The organism is Streptomyces sp. NPDC051217, from assembly GCF_044455465.1.
In the GTDB taxonomy this organism is placed as follows: Bacteria; Actinomycetota; Actinomycetes; order Streptomycetales; family Streptomycetaceae; genus Streptomyces.
On record NZ_JBITEV010000005.1, the window covers coordinates 1 to 20918 of the forward strand.

Below are 20918 nucleotides of genomic sequence, written 5' to 3' on the forward strand. Positions count from 1 at the left end.
TTGACTTTTGGCACGCTGTTGAGTTCTCAAGGAACGGACGCTTCCTTTGTACTCACCCTCTCGGGCTTTCCTCCGGGCTTCCCTTCGGTCTTGCTCTCTTACGTCTCAAACACTAGCAGGCCTTTTCGCTTTCCCTGACCACTACCTTCCGCGGGCATGCGAAAGCTGTAAATCCGAGAGAGTTTCTGACTTGATAGGTGCTGCCGACCGCCGACTCGAAGTCGCGTTAGCGTCAGGCAGGGGTTCGACAGTACATGCCGTCCCTGTTGGCAGGCAAATCGTTTTCCGTCCGTCGTGGGACCCGCCAACTGGCAGCTCTCGGGCGGAACCGGCACTTCATATGACTTACGCTTCTGAACGGTACGTCGTTCCATGGCAGGCAGTGACGACGGCAGACGAATCTCCGCCCCCTGGGAGGCCCCCCATGACCAGCGTGACGTCCCCACTTGCCGGACGCGCCATCGGACTCAAGGCTGTGCCGGACCCGGTGTTCTCCGACGCCATGGTGGGCCCGGGTACCGCGATCGACCCCGTGCGGGAGCCGTCCGAGGCCGTCGCGCCGATCGACGGGGTCGTCGTCTCCCTTCATCCCCACGCCTTCGTCGTTCTCGACTCCGAGGGGCACGGCGTGCTCACGCACCTCGGTATCGATACGGTCCAGCTCAACGGGGCGGGATTCGAACTCCTCGTCGCCAAGGGCGACACCGTCAAGCGCGGGCAGGGCATCGTGCGGTGGAATCCCGTCGATGTCGAGGCCGCCGGCAAGTCCCCGGTCTGTCCGGTGGTGGCGCTGGACGCGAGCGTCGAGGCGCTGACGGACATCGTCCAGGACGGCGAAGTGAAGTCCGGCGACGTGCTCTTCGGCTGGCAGTGACCCCGCCGGACAGCCGTCACGGCCGTCGGCTGGCTTGACCGGCGGTCAGTTCATCAACCGCGGCGATCCGGTCGGTCGTCGCACAACCGGAGACGGGTGCAATGCAGACAACGCTGCGAGGCGTCGGCGTCAGCCACGGGGTGGCCATCGGCGAGGTTCGGCACATGGGTACGGCGGTTCTCGAACCGCCGGCCAAGCAGATCCCGACCGAGGAGGCCGGGCGCGAACAGGGGCGTGCGCGGCAGGCCGTCGAGGCTGTGGCCGCCGACCTGATCGCTCGGGGCAATCTGGCCGGTGGTGAGGCGCAGGGGGTTCTTGAGGCGCAGGCCATGATGGCCCAGGACCCGGAGCTCATCTCCGACGTGGAGCGGCGGATCGCCGTCGGGAGTACGGCGGAGCGTGCCGTCTACGACGCGTTCGCCTCCTACCGGGCTCTGCTCGCGGGCGCCGGTGAGTATCTGGCCGGGCGGGTCGCCGACCTGGACGACGTACGGAACCGGATCGTGGCGCGGCTGCTCGGGGTGCCGATGCCCGGGGTGCCGGACAGCGACGAGCCGTACGTACTGATCGCGCGTGACCTGGCTCCCGCCGATACGGCGCTGCTGGATCCGACGCTCGTGCTCGGATTCGTGACCGAGGAGGGCGGGCCGACCAGTCACAGTGCGATCCTCGCGCGCCAGCTCGGCGTGCCCGCCGTGGTGGCGCTGCCCGGTGCCGGTGATCTGGCCGAGGGCACGATGGTCGCTGTCGACGGCAGCACGGGTGAGGTCTTCATCGAGCCGAGCGCGGAGAAGCGGGCCGAGCTGGCCAAGTCCGCCGAGGCGCGGCGGGCCGCGCTGGCCGCCTCCTCCGGGCCTGGCGCGACGTCCGACGGGCACAAGGTGCCGCTGCTCGCGAACGTCGGTGGTCCCGCCGACGTGCCGGCGGCCCTGGAGGCGGGCGCCGAGGGCGTGGGGCTGTTCCGTACCGAGTTCCTGTTCCTCGACGACAGCAAGCAGGCGCCGTCGGAGGAGAAGCAGATCGCGGTGTACCGGCAGGTGCTGGAGGCGTTTCCCGAAGGCCGGGTGGTCGTACGGGTGCTGGACGCGGGCGCCGACAAGCCGCTGGACTTCCTGACCCCGGCCGACGAGCCGAATCCGGCGCTCGGTGTGCGGGGGCTGCGGAGCCTGCTCGACCACCCGGATGTGCTGCGGACCCAGCTCACCGCGCTGTCGAAGGCCGCCGAGGGGCTTCCGGTGTATCTGGAGGTCATGGCGCCGATGGTGGCCGACCGCACCGACGCCAAGGCGTTCGCCGACGCGTGCCGGGAGGCGGGGCTGAACGCCAAGTTCGGGGCCATGGTGGAGATTCCCTCCGCCGCTCTGCGGGCGCGCTCGGTTCTTCAGGAGGTCGAGTTCCTTTCGCTGGGGACCAATGATCTCGCCCAGTACACCTTCGCAGCCGACCGTCAGGTGGGCGCCGTATCGCGGTGGCAGGACCCGTGGCAGCCCGCGCTGCTCGATCTGGTGGCGATGGCTGCGGAGTCTGCCGGTGCCGAGGGCAAGAGCTGTGGTGTGTGTGGTGAAGCGGCTGCCGATCCGTTGCTGGCGTGTGTGCTCACCGGGCTCGGTGTGACGTCGCTGTCGATGGGCGCCGCCTCGATCCCGTACGTACGCGCGACGTTGGCGAAGTACTCCCTCGCGCAGTGCGAGCGTGCCGCTGCCGCCGCGCGCGCGGCCGACACCGCCGAGCAGGCGCGGGCGGCCGCGCAGGGTGTGCTGTCCGGCGAGTGACCCGTCGATTCACCTCCTGGGAGCTTCCCGCCGCGTCGCGGCGGGAAGCTCCTCGCGTTCAGCGGTGGATGTCCGCGTCCTCGATGCCGAGGTCGAAGCCCGCGTGGTACTCCACCCCCGGCTCCGGGGAGAGCGGCTCGCCCGTGTCGGCGTCGGTGCAGTAGGCGCTGAAGACCTGGCCTTCGCTGAGCGGGGTGAGGCCGCTGCCCCTGAGCCGCCAGCCGCGGAGCCGGTCCGGGGCGCCCGGCCCCGTCGTACGGAGTACGACTCCGCCGGGGCTGTCGAGTGCGATGCCCGCCGCGAGGACGGTCACGAACTCCGCGCTCTCGGAGGCGTCGAGCCGCGCGGGCCCGGTGTCGGGCCTCACCACCTGGAGAGCGGCGAGGAGTTGTTCGTCCGGTGCCGGGATGCTGCACACGAGATGGTGTGTGCCCGGTCCGGCGCGCTCGATCAGATGGGTCAGGAGCCGTGAGGCGCGGTCGAACGAGGCGCGTCCGATGTCCACGCCGCAGTCGGCGCACTCCCCGAGGTCGGCGAGGACCATCGTGGCATACTCCCAGGTGGCCCTGCGGACGGCGGTGTTGACGAGCTGTGGGACGAGTTGCCCGACGGGCTGTCCGGTGTAGGGCACGACGGCGCCGCCGCTCGCCGCGACGCGTGCGGTGAAACGGCCCCGGGCGATCGTGGTGTCCGGGTCGTGTCCGGTCTCCGCGCAGTACTCCGCGAATTCCTCCGGGTCGAAGAGCGCGACCGCGGTGTGCTCTCCCTCGGTGGCGAGGGAGCGGAGCAGTCCGTCGATCCGACGGAGATATTTCCGGTGGTCGTCGAAGGTGAAGGTGCGGTAGCGCCGCATGGCGGTGAAGTCCCGCTCGTCGGCGAGCAGCCCGACGACGCACGGCACTTCACGGCGCAGTGCGCGCAGCTCGCTCCGTGCGCGCCGCGAAGTGCCCGTCGGGCCTGTCCGTCCGGCGGTGTTCCCGTGGCGTTTGCGGTTGGTGTTCGTGCGGTTGGTGTGCGCCATGACTCCCCCTGAGCGCTGTCGATCAATGCTCACTCAGAGTAGTCGGGGGGTCTGACAACGGCGACAGGTCCTAGGCGCGGTTGGCGCGACGCTCGTGGGCCAGGGTCTCGTAGAAGTGGAGGAGTTCGAGGTTGTCGACCGATCCGGGGTTGACCGCCTTGGCCAGCTCCGTGCCCTGGAGCAGGCGTTTCACCGGGACCTCGATCCGCTTGCCGGTGAGTGTGTGGGGGACGGCCGGGACCTCGATGACCGTGTCCGGGACATGGCGCGGCGAGAGTTCCTGGCGGATGGTCGCCTTGATCCGGGCACGCAAGGTGTCGTCCAGTACGGCGCCTTCGGCGAGGTGGACGAAGAGCGGCATCCAGTAGCCGCCGTCCGGCTCTTCCAGGCCGATGACGAGGGACTCGCGGATCTCGGGGAGGCGTTCCACGGCTTCGTAGATGTCGGCCGAACCCATGCGTACGCCTTGGCGGTTGAGGGTCGAGTCGGACCGGCCGTGGATGACGACCGAGCCGCGGTCGGTGAGGGTGATCCAGTCTCCGTGGCGCCAGACGCCGGGGTACATGTCGAAGTAACTGTCGTGGTAGCGGCTGCCGTCCGGGTCGTTCCAGAACCGGACGGGCATCGACGGCATGGGGTTGATGATCACGAGTTCACCGACCTCGCCGATCACGGGCCGGCCCCGCGGGTCCCAGGCCTGGAGGTCGGTGCCGAGGCAGGCGGCCTGGAGTTCGCCGATGTGGACGGGGAGCGTGGGGACGGCTCCGGCGAAGCAGGTGCACACGTCGGTGCCGCCACTGACGGAGGCGATCCACAGGTCGTCGGCGACCTCGTCGTGGAGCCAGCGGAATCCGTCGGGAGGCAGGGGAGATCCGGTGGTGGCGACGCAGGCGATCTTGGACAGGTCGTAGTCGCGTGCGGGGTGCACGTCCGCCTTGCCGCAGGCCATCACGTACGCGGCCGAGGTGCCGAAGAGCTTCGCCCCGGTCCGTTCGGCGATGCCCCACTGGGCTCCGGTGTCGGGGTAGCCGGGGCTGCCGTCGTACAGGACGATCGTCGTTCCCGTGAGCAGGCCGGAGACGAGGAAGTTCCACATCATCCAGCCGGTGGAGGTGTACCAGAAGAAGCGGTCACCGGGGCCGAGGTCGCAGTGGAGGCCGATCTGCTTGAAGTGTTCGAGGAGGATGCCGCCCTGGGACTGGACGATGGCCTTGGGGAGGCCGGTGGTGCCGGAGGAGTACAGGACCCAGAGGGGGTGGGCGAACGGGACCTGTTCGAAGACCGGTTCGGTGTCCGCGGAGGTGAGGGCGGCCCAGTCGAGGGCGCCCTCGGGGGCCGGCGTGCCGAGAAGCGGAATGTGCACCACGGCGCGCAGGGTGGGCAGTTCGGCGCGGAGTTCGGCAACGGTCTCCGTGCGGTCGTGTTCTTTGCCTCCGTAGCGGTAGCCGTCGACGGCGAACAGGACGACCGGCTCGATCTGCTGGAAGCGGTCGAGGACGCCGCGGGCGCCGAAGTCCGGTGCGCAGGACGTCCAGACGGCTCCGACGGCGGCGGCGGCGAGGAAGGCGACGACGGCCTGGGGGATGTTGGGGAGGTAGCCGCTGACCCGGTCTCCGGGGCGTACGCCGACGGCGCGCAGCTCGGCGGCGAGTGAGCCGACCTGGCGGCGCAGTTCCGCCCAGCTGACGGGCGTGGGTCCCTGGGTCTCGTCGACGTGCAGGAGCGCGGGTTCATCGGCGCGTGCCGGGTCGTCGGCGGTGCGCAGGGCGTGCTCGGCGTAGTTGAGGGTCGCGCCGGGGAACCACTCGGCACCGGGCATGGCGCGTTCGCCGAGGACGCGTTCGTACGGGGTGGAGAACCGTACGTCGAACCAGTCGGCGACGGCCTTCCAGAACGTTTCGAGCTCCGTGACCGACCAGTGGTGCAGCGCCGCGTAGCCGCCTTCTGCGGGGGCCCCGTACCGTTCGGCCGCCCATGCCTGGAACCTGGTCACGTGCGCCGCCGCGATCCGGTCGGCGTCCGGCTGCCACAGTGGCGCTGGGCTGGCTGCTGAGGTCATGCGGTTGCTCCCCGGGCTGGCTCGACGCGTGGTGTGCGTGGGGCGCGCGCACTCGTGCGGAGGTGCGCCCCGGCTTCCACTGGACGATGCCATGTGATCGTCTTTCGCACCAGACGGGCCCCGGTGTGTACCTGGGTGGGGCGTGGGAGACATATGGCCGGACCATGGGTGAACGGGAGTTGAACGCGGTCTGTTCGGTCTCGGCCGGATGGCAGGCTGAGCAGCATGGACGGTCGTGAACTGCTGCGTTCGATGAAAGATGTCGGTTCGGTACGGGGGATGCGGACAGTTCGGTCGGCATGGCGGCACCGGCGTACGGACGAGCGGGATCTGCCGGCGCGTGGCGCGGAGCGGGCGAGGGTGCCCGGACCGATGAGTGGTGCGGAGCCGTTGGCGGGCGGTGGGATCGTCCGGTTCGCCCGCGCCGAGCTGCGCGTGTGGGTGGCCGTCGGCGGTGGGGTCTTCTGGGGCTGGGACGGGGCCGAGCCGCTGCCGTCGTACGCGCTGGCGTGCGATCCGCCCGAGCCGGATCCGCGGGCCGTGCTGGAGCCGGACAAGGACGGCGGTTGGCGGGTGATCTCGGAGCGCGTGACGGTGACGGTCTCCCGGCACGGCGGCGTGGAGGTGGCGACCCCGGGGGGTGTCGTGGTGCGCCGTGAGCTGCCGCCGCGCTGGTGGGAGCCGGTGGACGGTGAAGGGCCCGCGCGCTGGGCGCAGCGGGCCGAGGTGGCCGCCGACGCGCGCTTCTTCGGGCTCGGCGGGCGGGCTTCGGGGCCGCGGCTGCGGGACGGCGTGTACCGCCTCTGGAACACCGATCCGCGCGGTGGCTTCGGGTTTGGCGACGATCCGCTGTACATCACCATGCCGGTGCAGCTGGTGGTGGCGGACGTCGGCACGCACCTCGCCTTCTACGACAACTCGTGGGACGGGCGCGTCACTCTTAAGGAGGGCGAGGAGGGCGCGGGCTCCGGTCATGACCGGCCGGGCACTTCCGAGCTGCGGATGGAGGGCGGTCCGCTGCGCTGCTGGGTGCTGCTGGGCACGCCCGCGCGGGTGCTGCACGGCTGGACGGCCTTGACGGGGGTGCCCGCGCTGCCTCCCGCGTGGGCGCTGGGGCCGCAGCACGCGCGGTGGGGTTTCGGCGGCGCCGAGGAGGTCCGCCGGATCGTGGCGGGCTACCGGGAGCGCGGGCTGCCGCTGTCCGCGCTCCATCTGGACATCGATCACTACGACAGCCATCAGGTGTTCACGGTCGACCGGGGGAGCTACCCGGATCTGCCCGCTCTCGCAAAGGAGTTGCGGGCCGAGGGGGTACGGCTGGTATCGATCGTCGATCCGGCGGTGAAGGCGAAACCGGGGAACGAGACGTACGACAGCGGCTCGGCGGCCAAGGCGTTCGTGCGGGACGCGCGCGGCGACGACGTACGGGGCGAGGTCTGGCCGGGCGAGTGCGTCTATCCGGACTTCACCGATCCGGCGGTGCGCGAGTGGTGGGGCGGTCTGTACGAGGAGAGGCTGGCGCAGGGCTTCTCGGGGGTCTGGCACGACATGAACGAGCCGGTGTCGTTCGCGCCGTTCGGCGACATGACGCTGCCCCGGTCGTCCAGACACGCGCTCGACGGGCGCGGGGGCGATCACCGGGAGGCCCACAACGTGTACGGGCTGACGATGGCGATGGCCGGGTACGAGGGGCTGCGGCGGCTGCGGCCCGACAAGCGGCCCTTCCTCTTCTCCCGTTCGGGCTGGGCGGGCATGCAGCGGTACGGCGGCACCTGGTCGGGCGACGTGGAGACCGGCTGGCCGGGGCTGCGCGCCTCGCTCTCCCTGGTGCTGGGGCTGGGGCTGTGCGGCGTGCCGTACTCGGGGCCGGACGTGGGTGGCTTCACCGGGAGCCCGTCGCCGGAGCTGTTTCTGCGCTGGTACCAACTGGGCGCGTATCTCCCGCTGTTCCGTACGCACGCGTCGATCGACGCGGGCCGCAGGGAGCCGTGGGAGTTCGGCGACGAGGTGCTCGGGCACGCGCGCGCGGCGCTGCTGGAGCGGGAGCGGCTGGGGCCGTACTTCATGACGCTGGCCCAGCTGGCGCGGATGACGGGCGCGCCGTACGCCCGTCCGGTGTGGTGGGGCTCGCCGGAGGACCGGGCGCTGCGGGACTGCGAGGACGCGTTTCTGCTCGGGGACTCGCTGCTGGTGGCGCCCGTGCTGGAGGCTGGTGGGGACCGGCGCGCGGTGCGGCTGCCGCGTGGGCGCTGGTACGACACGGCGACCGGGACCGCGTACGAGGGGCCCGGTCAGGTCCTGCTGGACACCCCGCCGTCCCGGATTCCGGTGCTGGCGCGGGCGGGCGCGGTGATCCCGGTCCGGGGCCCGGCCGACGCCGACGGGACGCCCGGGGGCATCGAACTGGAGGTGTGGCCTCCGGCACCGCGGCGTACGGGTGGCGGACTGGTGGTGCGGGACGCCGGGGACGGGTGGGCGCATCCGGAGGTGGAGCGGTACACGTCGCGGCTGGTGGGAGGCGGGGTCGTGGTCGAGCGTGTGACGGACGAGGGCGTGGTGCCGCCGGAACTCCCCGTCCGGGTGCGGGGGTAGGGCCTGTCCGGCGGATCTTCGTGGATCAGCCCGGGGCGGCTGGTGCGGTGCGTCGCAAGGCGGAGGACCGTCGTTGTGGATGGACCGGGACGTACTTGGACGAGTCCGACAACGAAGCGAGGTGCCGTGCCAGGCGTCTCGGGCCCAACCTCACAGGGCAATACACCTAGCGCGCCCGGCCGGGGTTACGAGGACGGACAGGGTCAGGCCGGGCGGACCGGAGGTTCCGGGGCCGTGTCGCCGTACCGGCCGGCGAACCAGGACCGTACAGCCCGCGTGTGCAGCGGGAACGCCAGCTCGGCCGGGGCTCGCAGTAGGTGCCATCCCTCCGTCTCGTCGGTGGCGACGGACTCGGGCAGGTCGGCGAGGGGGCGTTCCGGCAGGAGAGCGAAGAGAAGCAGATGGCCGCCCGGCGAACTCATCGCGTCCGCCAGCCGCACGTCCGCCTCGGTGGCCGCGATGCCGGTCTCCTCGCGCAACTCGCGTACGGCGGCGTGCTGCCAGTCCTCGTCGTGGTCGATGAAGCCGCCGGGGAGGGCGGCGTGTCCGCGCCGGGGCTCGATGGTGCGGGTGATGACGACGAGGGAGGTGCCCCGGTCGTCGGTGACGGGCAGCAGGGTGACCGCGACCGGCAGGGGGTTGCGGTAGGCGGTGTCGCCGCAGACGCGGCAGGTGCGGGGCCAGCCGACGTCGGCCGGGTAGGGCGAGCCGCAGGTGCCGCAGTGGGAGTTCTTCACGAAGTCGTTTCTGAGGTCGGGCACGCGCGGACTGTAGCCGATGAGTCTTTCCCCCGCGCCGTGGAACTGATAGACGGTGTGCCCATGACACGACTCGCTTCCACACTCCGCGCGTTGGCCGCCGCCGCGGCCGCCCTGATCGCCGTGACCGCCGGGGCTCCGGGGGCGTCCGGGGCAACCGGGACGTCCGAAGCCTCCGGGACCTCTGGGACCTCTGGGCCCACCAGGCCGTTCTCGCCCACGGCGCCCGAGGAGTTCGTGGCGCTGCCGACCGTGGCACCGACGATCCTCCAGGACATCCGCTACATCACGCCGCACAACTTCGTGGGCGAGCCGGTCGACGGTTACGAGCAGCCGCTCTGCATCCTCACGCGCCCGGCCGCGCAGGCGCTTCAGCGGGCGCAGTGGACACTGCTGCGCCAGGGCTACTCCCTCAAGGTCTACGACTGCTACCGCCCGCAGCGCGCGGTCGACCACTTCGTCCGATGGGCGAAGGACCTGGCGGACGAGAGGACGAAGCCGGAGTTCTATCCACGAGTCGACAAGTCGAGGTTGTTCACCGACGGCTACATCGCCGAGAAGTCCGGGCACAGCCGCGGCAGTACGGTCGACCTGACGATCGTAGAACTGCCTGCGAAGCCGACCCTGCCGTATGTGCCGGGCGAGAAGCTGGTCCCCTGCTACGCGCCGCAAGGTGAGCGTTTCCGAGACAACTCCGTCGACATGGGCACCGGTTACGACTGCTTCGACACGCTGTCGCACACCGACGACCCCCGCATCCAGGGTGAGCAGCGCGCCAACCGGCAGCTGCTGAAGACCACACTGGCCGATGTCGGATTCACCAACCTCCCCGAGGAGTGGTGGCACTTCACCCACAAGCCGGAGCTCTTCCCGGACACCTACTTCGACTTCCCGGTGTCCTGGCCGTCGGTCATGGGTCACTGAGAGCGGGAGACGATCAGCGGATGAACGGTCGGCCGGGACCACCCCCGTGGGCTCCGGCCGACCCTTCACCCCTATCGGACGCGGCACGCCCGTTTTCGGTTCTCCTCTGCCCGTTTCCCCTTCCCGGCGGACCCGTTACGGTGCCCGTATGGCAACGGAGACAACGGCGACATACGAGTCGTACGAGGAATTCTGGCCCTACTACGTGGCGATGCACTCCCGTGCGGCCACCCGCTGGATCCATCTCACGGGCACGCTCACCGGCCTCGCCGTCAGCGTCTACGGCCTGGCCCGCGGCCGGAAGCGGTACGCGGCGGCGCTGCCGTTGATCGGCTACGGGACGGCCTGGCCCGCCCATTTCTTCATCGAGAAGAACAATCCCGCGAGCTTCGGGCACCCCGCGTGGTCGCTGCGCGGCGACGTGCAGATGATCCGCATGATGCTGGCGGGGCGGGACGCGGAGCTGGCCGAGATCGCCGCGAAGTGGCTCGCCGAGAACCGCTGAGCCGCTGAGCCGCTGGGCCGCCGGCCGCACGAGACTCACGGCCCGTACCCCTGTCGGTGGGGGTACGGGCCGTGTTCCGTCGGCGTCGCCGCAGCGACGGCGGTCGTCGGTCGTCGCGGTGCCGGGTCAGGTGGTGACCGCGGGCTCGCGCTGCTGCCGGGCGCGGATCATCGCGTGCTCCACGACCGCCACCAGGACGTCCTTGACGGACTCGCGGGTGCGCGCGTCGCACATCAGCAGCGGAACCTCCGAGTCGAGATCGAGTGCCGTCCGGACCGTCTCGGCGGGGAAACGGACCGCGTCCTCGAAGCAGTTGACGGCGACGGCGAACGGGATGTCCCGCCGCTCGAAGTAGTCGACCGCCGCGAAGGAGTCCTCCAGCCGCCGGGTGTCGGCCAGGACGACCGCGCCGAGCGCGCCCTGGGCCAACTCGTCCCAGAGGAACCAGAAGCGGTCCTGGCCCGGCGTACCGAACAGATAGAGCACCAGGTCGTCGCGGAGCGTGATGCGCCCGAAGTCCATGGCGACCGTGGTGGTGGTCTTGCCCTCGACGCCCGCGACGTCGTCGACGGGCCGCCCCGCCTCCGTCAGTACTTCCTCGGTACGCAGCGGTTTGATCTCACTCACCGCGCCCACGAGGGTCGTCTTGCCCACCCCGAAGCCGCCTGCCACCAGGATCTTCAGAGTCACCGGCTCGATCGGCCGCTGTCCACGGCTAGAGCGCCCGAAGACCATTGATCACCTCGCGGAGAATGTTCACGTCCGGCAGCTCGGCCGGCGGAACGGGACGGGTTACGTGCACCAGTTCGCTCTCGACCAGGTCTCCTACGAAGACCCGCACCACCCCGACGGGGAGGTCGAGGCCCGCGGCGAGTTCCGCGATCGACTGAGGACTGGCTCTGCAGAGTTCGACTATCTCCACATGCTCCGGAGACAGGGTCCGGTCGCCGGCGGGATCGCCGGCGGCGGACGCCGGGATGACGATGGCGATCAGATCGAGCCGGTGCCGGGTCGCGCTGCTGGTCCGGCCGCGCGTCATGGCGTACGGGCGCACCACTGGTCCGGCGTCGCCGTCGAACCAGTGCTTCGGATCCTCGCCTGCTTGGCTCATGACATCCAACTCACCCTGTGGCGGGCTGTCCGGCGACCTGTCCGGCGCGGGGCGCTGCACCGAGGTGAACGCCGACGCGCTTGACCATGAGCGTCATCTCGTACGCCACCTGGCCGACGTCGGAGTCGGAGTCGGAGAGCACGGCCAGGCAACTGCCGTCGCCCGCCGCCGTGACGAAGAGGAAGGCGTCGTCGAGTTCGACGACGGTCTGGCGCACCTTGCCCGCCTCGAAGTGCCGGCCGACGCCCTTGGCGAGGCTGTGGAAGCCGGAGGCGACGGCGGCGAGATGCTCGCCGTCCTCGCGGGTGAGTTCCTTGGACGTTCCCGTGGCGAGGCCGTCCCCGGAGAGGACGATCGCCTTACGTATGCTGCCAACCCGTTCCACCAGCTCGTCCAGGAGCCAGTTGAGGTCGCCCGGAACGGATCCGCGGCGGGTGGTATCAGATGCTGCGGTTTTCGGTGCGGTCATCGACCGTCCCCTTCCGGTGTCGTTCCTGCTGTGTCGCCGGGGCCGTTGATGCCTTCGGTGGTGTCTTCGGTGTCTTCGGCGCTGTTCTGCTGACGGCCACGCTGCCAGCCCCGTTGAAGGGAAGCCATACGGTTGCGTACTTCTGCCGCGTCCCGCTCGTAGTCCCGTTCCGGGGCGTCGGCGGGCGGCGCCTCGGCGTCCTCCCGTACGGCGTCCCTGAGCTGGGGCGCGAGGCTGGCCTGCCGGACACGCCGGGGGAGGCCGCCGAGCGGGGCGGGAGACCCGTTCTCGTCGGGCGTCACGGCGGCTCCGTCGGGTGTGGGCGTCACGAGGCGCGAGGCGGGAGCGGGCGCGCGGACGGGCGACGGTGACGTGCCCGAGGGCTCGCTCGGCGAGGGCTCGGCGGACGACGACGGGGCCGCGTTCGTAGAAGGCGCCTCGGCGGACGACCCGTTCGGTGTGGGGTCGGACGTGGGTTCGGACGCCGGGTGGGCGCCGCCGCGCTCGTCCAGCCGCCTGCCGTGGTCGGCCACCAGCTTCGGGGTCTTGCGGCTGCGGCGGGGCAGCTGCGCCGGGAAGTCGCGCGGGACGGCGTCCTCGCGGCCGTCACGGCCGGTGGGTCCGTTCTGGTCGGCGGCCTGGCGGTGCTGCTCGTGGAGCTCACCGGCGCCGGCTGCGGCTCCGCGCGGTGGGCGCGGCCGGCCCGCCTCGCGGCCACGGGCGTCCCGCAGGTGTTCACGGGCACGGAAGATGCCGCCGCGTTCGCTCTCGGTGTCGTCCAGGTCACCGAGATCACCGAGGCCGGTGGGGGCGTCGACGGCATCGACGCGAGTGGCCTGCTCGTCGAACTCACGCCCGGTGAGCGGCGGTTCGAGTTCGATGGGCCCGTCGAGCACGGAGCGGGTTCCGCTGAGTCCGGTGGGGACCTGCGACAGCGAGGCGAGCCTGCCGTCGGAGCGCCCGCGGCCCTTGTCCGGTCCGAGGTTCTGCCGGTCGAGCCGGAATCCGGTGCCCTGCGTCTCGGGCGCCTCGGTGAGCAGGGCGGCCGGCAGGAACACGATCGCGGTGGTGCCTCCGTACGGAGACGGCTGGAGCGAGACCCGTACGTTCTGCCGCTGGGCGAGCCGGCTGACGACGAAGAGACCGAGGCGGTCGGTGTCGGAGAGCTCGAACTCGGGCGTCTCCGCGAGCCGCAGATTCGCGTCGAGGAGCGCGTCGGAGCTCATGCCGAGGCCCCGGTCGTGGATCTCCAGGGTGAAGCCGTTGGCGACGCGTTCGCCGTGCACCTGCACCGCCGTGTGCGGGGGCGAGAACACCGTCGCGTTCTCCAGGAGTTCGGCGACGAGGTGGGTGAGGTCCGCGACCGCGGGGCCGCCGACACCGATCCTCGGCAGCCGCCGGACCTCGACGCGCTCGTAGTCCTCGACCTCGGCGACCGCGGCCCGTACGACGTCCATGAGCTGGACCGGCTTGCGCCACTGGCGGGACGGCGCGGCTCCGGAGAGGATCACCAAGCCCTCGGCGTGGCGCCGCATACGGGTGGTGAGGTGGTCGAGGCGGAACAGGTCGGCGAGCTCGTCGGTGTCCTCGGTGCGGCGCTCCATGGCGTCGAGGAGGGTGAGCTGGCGGTGGAGCAGGACCTGGTTGCGGCGGGCGAGGTTGACGAACACCTCGGAGACGCCGTGCCTCAGCTCCGCCTGCTTCACCGCCGCTTCCACGGCCGCGCGCTGGAGGGTGTTGAGCGCCTGGCCGACCTGGCCAAGCTCGTCGCGCTCGTACTCCAGTCGTGGCGCTTCCGTCTCGACGTCGACCTGCTCGCCCGCCGCGAGGCGACGCATGACGCTCGGCAGGCGGACGCCGGACACCTCGTGAGCCTCCTTACGGAGGCCCGAGAGGTCGCGGATGAGGCTGCGGCCGACGCGTATGGAGACGATCAGGGAGACCAGCAGCGCGAGGAAGCCGAGGACACCGGCGATCCCGGCCAGGATCAGGACGTTGAACCCGGCGGGCTCGACCCGGTCCTGGTAGCGGTCGTCGGCCGCCTCGCTCTCACGCTCAAGGTTCTGGAGAACGGGGTTGGACATCTCCTGCCACCGTGCGGCGTCCACCGAGGCGGGGTTCTCGCCCGCGCCCGCGGCGATGATCTCCTCCTCCGCCTCACGGAGCGGCTGGGTGCCGGGGCCGCCCCAGTACTGCTCGAAGATCTCGCGCTCGGAGGCGGGCAGGACGTCGAGGTTGGTCTCGTAGAGCAGGGTGCGGTTGGCGACCAGGTCGGATATCAACCTGACCTCTTCCGACGAGACACGACGGCTGATCAGCGCGGAGACGACCAGCGCGTCCTCACGGGAGAGCATCTCCTGGGCCCGGTCGACACCGACCAGGGCACGGGCCTGCTTGTCGAGCTCCACGTCCTGCAGGGCGTGGAGCGTCGACAGGAAGCTGTGGCAGGGGTCGACGAGTCTGTTGTAGAAGTCGAGCGCCTGGCCGCGGGTGACGGTGCTCTTCTCGACGGAGCGGCGCAGCGCGCCGAGGCCGTCGAGCGCGTCGGTGAGCGAGGTCAGCCGCGCGGAGGTGGTGCCGCTCATCTGGTCGCGTACCGAGGGGTTCTCGGCGTTCGCCTTGATCTTCGTGACGGCCCTGTCGGTGGCCGCGCGCTGTCGGCGCAGCTCGGCGAGGGAGTCGGAGTTACGGGGGTCGGCGAGGTAGATGAGGGTCTGGCGGCGTTCCCTTTGGACCACTCGGACCGTGTTCTCCACGGGGTCGCCGACCTTGTCGATGATGTAGGCGACGTCGAGGAGTTGGTTGGCCTCGCGGCCGGTGAGTGTGGTGGCGAATGCCCACAGGGCCGTGAGGGAGACGAGCGGCACAAGGAGCAACGCCACGATCTTCCGGCGGATGGACTTCCCGCGAAAGCGCATGGCCTCCCCCAGCTCGACCTTCCACCCGATGTGGAAGGCGTCTTCATCAGAACCGACAAACCTCGTCAACAAACGGCGTGAGCCTACTACTGCCACACCGACAACTCGAAGCCATGTCCGGGCGTTTTTCGGCCGCAGCCAGGCGAGTTGAGTACGAGTTGTCCTGGTATTAACGGAGATGACTTTCACCGCTGTGGCGCACAGTACCTGGCGGGACGTCAGTTTTCGCAATCGATCAGATGGCCTGAACCACAAGGGTGCGGGAATCTTCCGGATCTGTCGCTCGTCTATGTGTTTGGGTACTGACGTACGGAAGTACCGGCTCAGGGTAGGGAATTCGGGGCGAGGGACGGGGCGGGCGGAGGGCGCTTCAGCGCTGTCCGCGCACATTCGGTGCCATGGTTCGCGTGAAGCGGCCGGGGCCGGGCAGTCACCCTGATGTCGGACAGCGGTGGGGAGTTACGGTCCATGAATACGAAGTCGGACACGCGAACGGTTACGAAGGCGGCCAAGAAGGCGCCCGCGGAGGCAGAGGTCGAGGTCGAGCTGCCGGCTCCGCGCGGCACGGGTCTCTCGGGGCGGCTCTGGGTGGAGGAGCCCGCGATACGGCGCCGGATGCCGGACCCGGTGCGCACGGCGGCGGTGCGGGCCGTGATCATCACGTCGGTGACGCTGATCCAGGCGATGATGGCGTTCTTCTGTACGCTCGCGGGCTCGTGGCTGGCCTTCCCCATGGTGCTGAGCAGTGTGGGCAGCACGGTGGTGGCGACATGGGGTGTGCTGGACGTATGGGTCACGCGCCAGGTGTGGAACCAGCGCAATGGTGTGGTGTCGGTGCCGAGCAGCACGGCGCGGCAGCTGCGCAGAGAGCGCCGCAGGGCCAGGCGTACGGCGCGGGCGGCGGAGCGTGACGGCGCCCGGATACGACGCCGGGGCGCCGGCAGGCTCTCCGAAGCCTGAACGCCCGCGCCCCGGCGGCTGTCGGGTGACTCCCTAGATCGTGTCTCGCGGTGACGGGGCAGTCGGCTCCTCGGGTGTTCCGTCGGCCGCCGTCGTCGCGGCGGTGGTGCCGACGCCGGTCTGGGAGCGTTTGAACATGCGCGTGGCCGTGATCTCGCCGTGCACGCTCTCGCCGTCCGGGTCCTGTTGGGGAAGCCCCGGCCGCAGATGCTCCTCGACACTGATGTATTTGAGACCCGCCCTCAGGTCCGCGTCATTGCGCAGCCGGATCACCAGGGGGAATTCGGCCAGTGCTGTCGTGTCGAAGAGGCCCGTCGTGTAGAGGAGTTGGACACCGAGCGCGTCGGAGACGGCGCGCTGGAGCTCCAGCAGGTACGTGGCGTTGGCACGGCCGATCGGGTTGTCGAGGAAGAGCGTGCCGGCGTGCCGGTGCTTGTCGCGTCCCCGGTCGTTGCTCCGCAGCGCGGCCATCGTGCAGTAGAGGGCGATCGCGGCGGTGAGCAGTTGGCCGCCGGAGAAGACGTCGCCCATCTGGCCGACCGGGACCCGCTCGGCGCGCAGCACGGCGTCCGGCTTGAGGATCTCGACGGCGATGCCCTTGGGCTGGAGGGCCGCCTGGACGCCGCGCAGCAGCAGGGACATGCCGTCCCTGCGGAGGTCGGAGTTCTTCTTGAGGGCGGCGCGGGTCGCCTCGTCGATGACTTCGCCGAGCCGTTCGGTGAGGGTCGCCTGGTCGGGCTCCTCGAAGCGGATCCGGAGGAACTCCTGGCCGGACCACTCCCCCAGCCCTTCGGGCAGCCGGGACAGCCGCTGCGCCGAGCGCAGCGTCGTGAGTGCGGAGTCCACCAGTCCGCGCAGCCGGTCGACGATGGAGTCGCGGTTGCGTTCCAGCTGCTCCAGCTCGTCGGTGAGCACGCGCAGCCGGGGTGCGAAGGCGTTCGCCCACTTCGCCGCGTGGTCGGGCAGCGCGGCCGCCGGCAGTTCGCGGATCTGCTGCCGGGCGGGCGTCCGTACCTGCTCGTAGCGGGTGGAGTTGGCGTGCCGTACGAGAACGTCGCTCGCTTCCCGGACGGCGGCCTCCGCCGCTGACAGGTCCGTGGCGCAGCCGCGCAGCGAACGGCGGGTCTCGGCGGCGGCGGTCCGGGCCTCCTCGATGCTTCCGGGATAGGGCTCAGGCGCTTCGGGGGCCTCGTCGGTGTCCTCGTGGGCAGAGCCCCGGAGGAGGTCGCCGAGGAGGGCCGCCGTCTCCTCGAAGCCGCCCGTGGCGTCCTCCGCTGTGCGGTGGGCGTGCAGCAGTTCGCCGTGCGCGGAGCGGGCGGTGTCCAACGCGTCGGTGCGCGTGGCGAGTTCGTTGGTGGCGGTCCGGAGCAGGGCCTGGGCCTGCTCCACGTCGGTGGGGACCTGGCTCTCCGGCAGGTCTGTGTGCGACTCGCCCTCGGCGGGTGCGAGCCGCTCGGCCTCGCCGCGAAGGCGCCCCAACTGCTCGCTGGCCGCGGACGCGCGTGACTCCAGCATCTGCACGAGCGATTCGGCGCGGGCGGCCGCGGCCTGGCGGGATGGCCCGTCGGCGCCGTCCGTGCTCTCCAGGAGCTGGGCCGCGCGGGTGCGGACCTTGTTGCTGAGCCGGTCCAGTTCGGCCAGGGCCGCGCCTTCGTCGCTCTCCGCGTGGGCCTGTTCGGCGCGGAGGTCGGCGCCGACGCCGACCTTCTCGTAGAGCTGTGAGGCGGCGCGGTAGGCCTCACGCAGCGCGGGCAGGGCGGTGCGCGGCGCGTCCGCGTCGGGCTCGGGCAGATTGTCGGGTGCGCCGGCGATCTCGGCGCGTTCGGCCCGGAGCGCCCGGGCGGTGCGGCGGGCGTCGTCGGCGGCGCGCTGGGCGGCACGGCGGTCCTCGTCGGCCGCGCGGGCCCGTTCCAGGCAGGCGGTGGCACGGGCTTCGGACTCCGCGGCGTCGTCGGCCAGCGCGCGGAGCTTGACCTGCCAGCCGGCCCGTTCCCGGAGGCGGAAGGCGAGGCCCGCGAGGGCGTCGGCGACCCGGCGGGCGCGCTGGGCGGCCTCCTGCCGTTCGTCTCGTACGCGGGCGGTGTCGGCGGCGGCCTCGTCAGCCTCTGTCCGGACGGTGCGGGCCTCGGCGAGTTCGCCGCCGGCCGACCGTGCCAGTTCGCCGGCGGCCCGCGCGGTCTCCGCGAGTTCGGTGAGCCTGCCGGGCGCGCAGGTGGCCCGCCAGGAGCCGAGGCGCGCGGCGATGGCGCGGTCGGCGGAGAGCCGGGCCGACAGGGTGCGGATCTCCTCGTCGCGGGCGGTCGACTTGGCGCGCAGGGACTGCCGTTCGGCGTCGGCGGCGTGCTCGTCGTGCATGGCCGGGTTGGGCGGGACGAGGAACACGCCGCTGTCCTCGCCGCCGGCCGGGTCGCCGTACGGCCCGGGGCCCGGGACCGGCGCGAGCAGCGCCGCCGCCGTACCGACGGCGACGGCCGAACGCGGCAACAGGGCCGCGCCGGAGAGGACTTCCCGTGCCCGGGTGTGCGAGGCGGGTTCGGTGATGACGACGCCGTCGACCAGTTCGGGCCGGGCGGCGAGGACGGCGGCGTGGTCGGCGGGATCGACGGTCTGGGCGAGATACCGCCAGCCGGGGAGGGCCGGGATGCCGTGCTCGCCCAGGTATTCGACGGTGGCCAGCACGTCGGGGCCGGGTGGCAGCAGTCCGCCGTCGCCGAGTGCGCCGAGGGTGCGGGAGTCGGCGGCGGCGGCCGTACGGAGGTCGAACAGCTGGCGCTCGGCGGCGGTGACGCCCTGGTCGAGGAGTTCGCGCAGTTCGTCCGCGTACCGGTCCAACTCCTCGGGGGTGAGGGGGTCTTGGTGCTGGTGGGTGGCGGCGGAGTCCGCGCGGGACTGTTGCCCGGTGGCGGTGCCGGTCCCGTCCCGGCGCTTCGTGCCTCCGGTGCCGCTGGTGCCCTGCTCGGTGGATGCGGGCGTTTCACCGCCCGCCGCCGGGCCGGTCGTACCGTCCCCGGGGCCCTGCGCGGCGCTACGAGGTCCGGGGACGCCCGCGCGTGGGGATCCGCCGGGCAGGCCGAGCAGTTCGGTGAGGCGTTCCTCCCCGGCGATCGACTCGGCTGTACGGCGCTCCGCCTCGTACTCGTGCTCGGCGGCGCGGGCGGCGTCGACGGCGCGGGCCTCGGAGAGTTCGGCGCGGGATTCCGCCGACGCGGCTTCCCTGGCCCGGTCCGCCGCCGCGCGTGCCGCCTCCCTGGCCGTGTCCCAGGCCGCGACCGCGGACTTCTCCGCGTCGCTCGCGGCGAGCGCGGCCCGTGCGGGGTCGGCGTCCGGTGCCGTGTCGTCGAGCCAGCCGGCCCGTACCGCCTCGGCGGTCTCCTGTTCGACCTCGGACAGACGCTGGCGCAGATGACCGCTCTCGCTGCGGGCGCGCTGCGCCTCGGTGGCCGCCGCTGTCGCGTCGCGGTGCGCGGCCTCGCCGGCCTCCTGGAGCGCGGCGGAGCGCTCCTCCTCCTCGTTGGCCAGGCTCTCGCCGTCGGCGGCGGCGGCGTGCAGCGCGCGGACGAGGTCGGCGGCCGCGGTGGCGCGGGCGGCCAGGGCGGGCGCGGCGTCGCGCTCGGCCTCGCGGATCGCGACGGCGACGCGCGCCGAACGGTCGGCGGCGGCACGGTGCCGCAGGACGTTCTCCGCGGCCTGCCAGGCGGAGTGGAGCGTGCGGGCGTCGCTCAGCTCCCGCCGTTGCGCGGTCGCGGCCTTCTCGGCGACGGTGAGGGCCAGGGAGGCGTGCCGGTAGGCCAGTTCGGCGGCGATGAGCGCGCTGTGGCCGCGGGCCCGGTCGGCCTCGGTGACGGTGTGGGCCGCCGCCGTGACCCGCTGGGCGAGGTCGCCCACGCGGTCTCTTTCCACGGCGGCGCGGGCGGTGAGCCTGCGCGCGAGGGTGCGGGTGCGGCGCTCGGCGGCGGCGTGGATGTCCCGGGCCCGGGACCGGGAGTCGGCGGCGTCGACGATCCGGCCGAGGAGATCGACGGAGCCCGCCGTGAAGTCCCGCTCGGCGGTCAACTCGGCGCGGCGGCCGAGTTTGTTGCCGAAGCCGCCGACGAGGTCGGCGAGCCCGTCCGTGTCGCGGGTGTCGGTGACGGCGCGCAGCAGGAGGTCGGTGAAGTCGGAGTCCTTCTTCACCGCGAAGAGCCCGGCGGCCTCGCCCTCGTCCGCGTTCATCTCCCGCTGGTAGCGGAAGAGTTCGGGGTCGAGGCCGAGATCTCCGAGGTGCTCGATCCAGCGGTCGTGGATCTCTTCCCAGTACACGTCGAGATGCGGATACGCCTTGCCCGCCTCGGTGATGGCGTCCCGGAACCCCTTCATGGTGCGGCGCCGGCCCTTCGCGCCGGACGCGCCTTCCACGGGCCGCCGGACGGCGGTCGACTCGGCGACCGGCAGCGAGTCGAGACTCAGACCGGGCCCCGGCCGGAAGGAGTACCACGCCTCGGCGAACTTGCGCGGGTCGTTGGACACCTGACGGCCGCGCCACTCGCTGGCCTTGCCGACCACGACCAGCTCGCCGGTGAGGGTGTGCTGCCATTCGAGGGCGACATGCCCGCAGTCGTCGGCGAGCAGGAATTTGCGCAGCACGCCGGAGCTGGCCCCGCCGAGGGTGTTGCGGTGGCCGGGCAGCATCACCGAGAAGATCAGCTTGAGCAGGACTGACTTGCCGCCGCCGTTCTCCAGGAAGAGCACTCCGGCCGGGGCCGGGCGGCGCGGCGGGCCCACCGGCTCGTCCTCGAAGAACTCCGCCTGGGTGGGGGCGGGGTGGGGCACCGGTTCGCCGACTCCGCGCAGGTCGAGCACGGTGTCGGCGTAGCGCGCACCGGCAGGCCCGATGGAGTAGAGGCGGACCCGGGACAGCTCGTACATGGCGGCGGACTCTCGTCGTGGTCAGGACCGGATGGAAACCGGCGTGGTGG

At 71.6% G+C, this 20918-nt stretch carries 14 protein-coding genes; 6 read left to right on the top strand and 8 right to left on the bottom strand.

Features of this window, described 5'->3' with window-relative positions; all coding sequences use genetic code 11:
- Positions 1–424 precede the first annotated feature (424 nt).
- Positions 425–874, top strand: coding sequence for a PTS glucose transporter subunit IIA (locus ACIBBB_RS13425; protein WP_398981334.1), 450 nt, complete (start codon positions 425–427; stop codon positions 872–874).
- 101 nt (positions 875–975) lie between these two features.
- On the top strand, positions 976–2646 hold the full coding sequence (gene ptsP / locus ACIBBB_RS13430) for a phosphoenolpyruvate--protein phosphotransferase (protein ID WP_398981336.1): 1671 nt from the start codon (positions 976–978) through the stop codon (positions 2644–2646).
- A 58-nt stretch (positions 2647–2704) separates the two neighbouring features.
- Here ptsP and ACIBBB_RS13435 read toward each other — a convergent pair whose 3' ends face one another.
- Together ACIBBB_RS13435 and ACIBBB_RS13440 are read right to left on the bottom strand one after the other, a co-directional pair.
- Positions 2705–3667: a hypothetical protein gene (locus ACIBBB_RS13435; protein WP_398981338.1), complete on the bottom strand. Its 963-nt coding sequence runs from the start codon at positions 3665–3667 to the stop codon at positions 2705–2707.
- Positions 3668–3737: 70 nt separating this feature from the next.
- Positions 3738–5726 (bottom strand): acetoacetate--CoA ligase, encoded by a 1989-nt coding sequence (locus tag ACIBBB_RS13440; RefSeq protein ID WP_398981340.1) that lies wholly within the window; start codon positions 5724–5726, stop codon positions 3738–3740.
- 225 nt (positions 5727–5951) lie between these two features.
- Between ACIBBB_RS13440 and ACIBBB_RS13445 the strand changes: the two genes are divergently transcribed.
- A complete protein-coding gene (locus tag ACIBBB_RS13445; protein WP_398981342.1) occupies positions 5952–8318 on the top strand; it encodes a glycoside hydrolase family 31 protein in 2367 nt (788 codons plus the stop codon).
- Positions 8319–8521: 203 nt separating this feature from the next.
- Here the strand turns inward: ACIBBB_RS13445 and ACIBBB_RS13450 are convergent, their stop codons facing one another.
- Complete coding sequence (locus tag ACIBBB_RS13450; RefSeq protein WP_398981344.1) at positions 8522–9079, bottom strand: NUDIX domain-containing protein; 558 nt, start codon at positions 9077–9079, stop codon at positions 8522–8524.
- Between the two features lie 60 nt (positions 9080–9139).
- Here ACIBBB_RS13450 and ACIBBB_RS13455 point away from each other — a divergent pair, with 60 nt between their 5' ends.
- Both ACIBBB_RS13455 and ACIBBB_RS13460 read left to right on the top strand, forming a co-directional pair.
- A complete protein-coding gene (locus tag ACIBBB_RS13455; RefSeq protein WP_398981346.1) occupies positions 9140–10000 on the top strand; it encodes a M15 family metallopeptidase in 861 nt (286 codons plus the stop codon).
- A gap of 148 nt (positions 10001–10148) precedes the next feature.
- Complete coding sequence (locus tag ACIBBB_RS13460) at positions 10149–10505, top strand: Mpo1-like protein (protein ID WP_398981348.1); 357 nt, start codon at positions 10149–10151, stop codon at positions 10503–10505.
- Positions 10506–10631: 126 nt separating this feature from the next.
- Here the strand turns inward: ACIBBB_RS13460 and ACIBBB_RS13465 are convergent, their stop codons facing one another.
- Genes ACIBBB_RS13465 through ACIBBB_RS13480 form a run of 4 tightly spaced genes read right to left on the bottom strand, consistent with a single transcriptional unit; the run spans position 10632 to position 15003 of the window.
- Positions 10632–11240 (bottom strand): GTP-binding protein, encoded by a 609-nt coding sequence (locus tag ACIBBB_RS13465; RefSeq protein ID WP_398981350.1) that lies wholly within the window; start codon positions 11238–11240, stop codon positions 10632–10634.
- Positions 11221–11616 carry a DUF742 domain-containing protein gene (locus tag ACIBBB_RS13470; RefSeq protein WP_398981352.1) on the bottom strand — a complete coding sequence of 132 codons (396 nt, stop codon included), beginning with the start codon at positions 11614–11616 and terminating at the stop codon, positions 11221–11223. The genes ACIBBB_RS13465 and ACIBBB_RS13470 overlap by 20 nt, the downstream gene beginning before the upstream one ends.
- 10 nt (positions 11617–11626) lie before the next feature.
- Positions 11627–12085, bottom strand: coding sequence for a roadblock/LC7 domain-containing protein (locus ACIBBB_RS13475; protein WP_398981353.1), 459 nt, complete (start codon positions 12083–12085; stop codon positions 11627–11629).
- Entirely contained in the window at positions 12082–15003 is a 2922-nt protein-coding gene (locus tag ACIBBB_RS13480; protein WP_398981355.1) for a nitrate- and nitrite sensing domain-containing protein, read from the bottom strand. The genes ACIBBB_RS13475 and ACIBBB_RS13480 overlap by 4 nt, the downstream gene beginning before the upstream one ends.
- A gap of 468 nt (positions 15004–15471) precedes the next feature.
- Between ACIBBB_RS13480 and ACIBBB_RS13485 the strand changes: the two genes are divergently transcribed.
- Complete coding sequence (locus ACIBBB_RS13485; protein ID WP_398981357.1) at positions 15472–15963, top strand: hypothetical protein; 492 nt, start codon at positions 15472–15474, stop codon at positions 15961–15963.
- Between the two features lie 33 nt (positions 15964–15996).
- Here the strand turns inward: ACIBBB_RS13485 and ACIBBB_RS13490 are convergent, their stop codons facing one another.
- Positions 15997–20868: a hypothetical protein gene (locus ACIBBB_RS13490; protein WP_398981359.1), complete on the bottom strand. Its 4872-nt coding sequence runs from the start codon at positions 20866–20868 to the stop codon at positions 15997–15999.
- Between the last annotated feature and the right edge of the window lie 50 nt (positions 20869–20918).

Coding starts and splice junctions, on each gene's coding strand:
- ACIBBB_RS13435 (WP_398981338.1), bottom strand. CDS start 3,667: ATGGCGCACACCAACCGCACGAACACCAACCGCAAACGCCACGGGAAC.
- ACIBBB_RS13445 (WP_398981342.1), top strand. CDS start 5,952: ATGGACGGTCGTGAACTGCTGCGTTCGATGAAAGATGTCGGTTCGGTA.
- ACIBBB_RS13480 (WP_398981355.1), bottom strand. CDS start 15,003: ATGCGCTTTCGCGGGAAGTCCATCCGCCGGAAGATCGTGGCGTTGCTC.
- ACIBBB_RS13470 (WP_398981352.1), bottom strand. CDS start 11,616: ATGAGCCAAGCAGGCGAGGATCCGAAGCACTGGTTCGACGGCGACGCC.
- ACIBBB_RS13485 (WP_398981357.1), top strand. CDS start 15,472: ATGAATACGAAGTCGGACACGCGAACGGTTACGAAGGCGGCCAAGAAG.
- ACIBBB_RS13490 (WP_398981359.1), bottom strand. CDS start 20,868: ATGTACGAGCTGTCCCGGGTCCGCCTCTACTCCATCGGGCCTGCCGGT.
- ACIBBB_RS13465 (WP_398981350.1), bottom strand. CDS start 11,240: ATGGTCTTCGGGCGCTCTAGCCGTGGACAGCGGCCGATCGAGCCGGTG.
- ACIBBB_RS13475 (WP_398981353.1), bottom strand. CDS start 12,085: ATGACCGCACCGAAAACCGCAGCATCTGATACCACCCGCCGCGGATCC.
- ptsP (WP_398981336.1), top strand. CDS start 976: ATGCAGACAACGCTGCGAGGCGTCGGCGTCAGCCACGGGGTGGCCATC.
- ACIBBB_RS13455 (WP_398981346.1), top strand. CDS start 9,140: ATGACACGACTCGCTTCCACACTCCGCGCGTTGGCCGCCGCCGCGGCC.
- ACIBBB_RS13460 (WP_398981348.1), top strand. CDS start 10,149: ATGGCAACGGAGACAACGGCGACATACGAGTCGTACGAGGAATTCTGG.
- ACIBBB_RS13440 (WP_398981340.1), bottom strand. CDS start 5,726: ATGACCTCAGCAGCCAGCCCAGCGCCACTGTGGCAGCCGGACGCCGAC.
- ACIBBB_RS13425 (WP_398981334.1), top strand. CDS start 425: ATGACCAGCGTGACGTCCCCACTTGCCGGACGCGCCATCGGACTCAAG.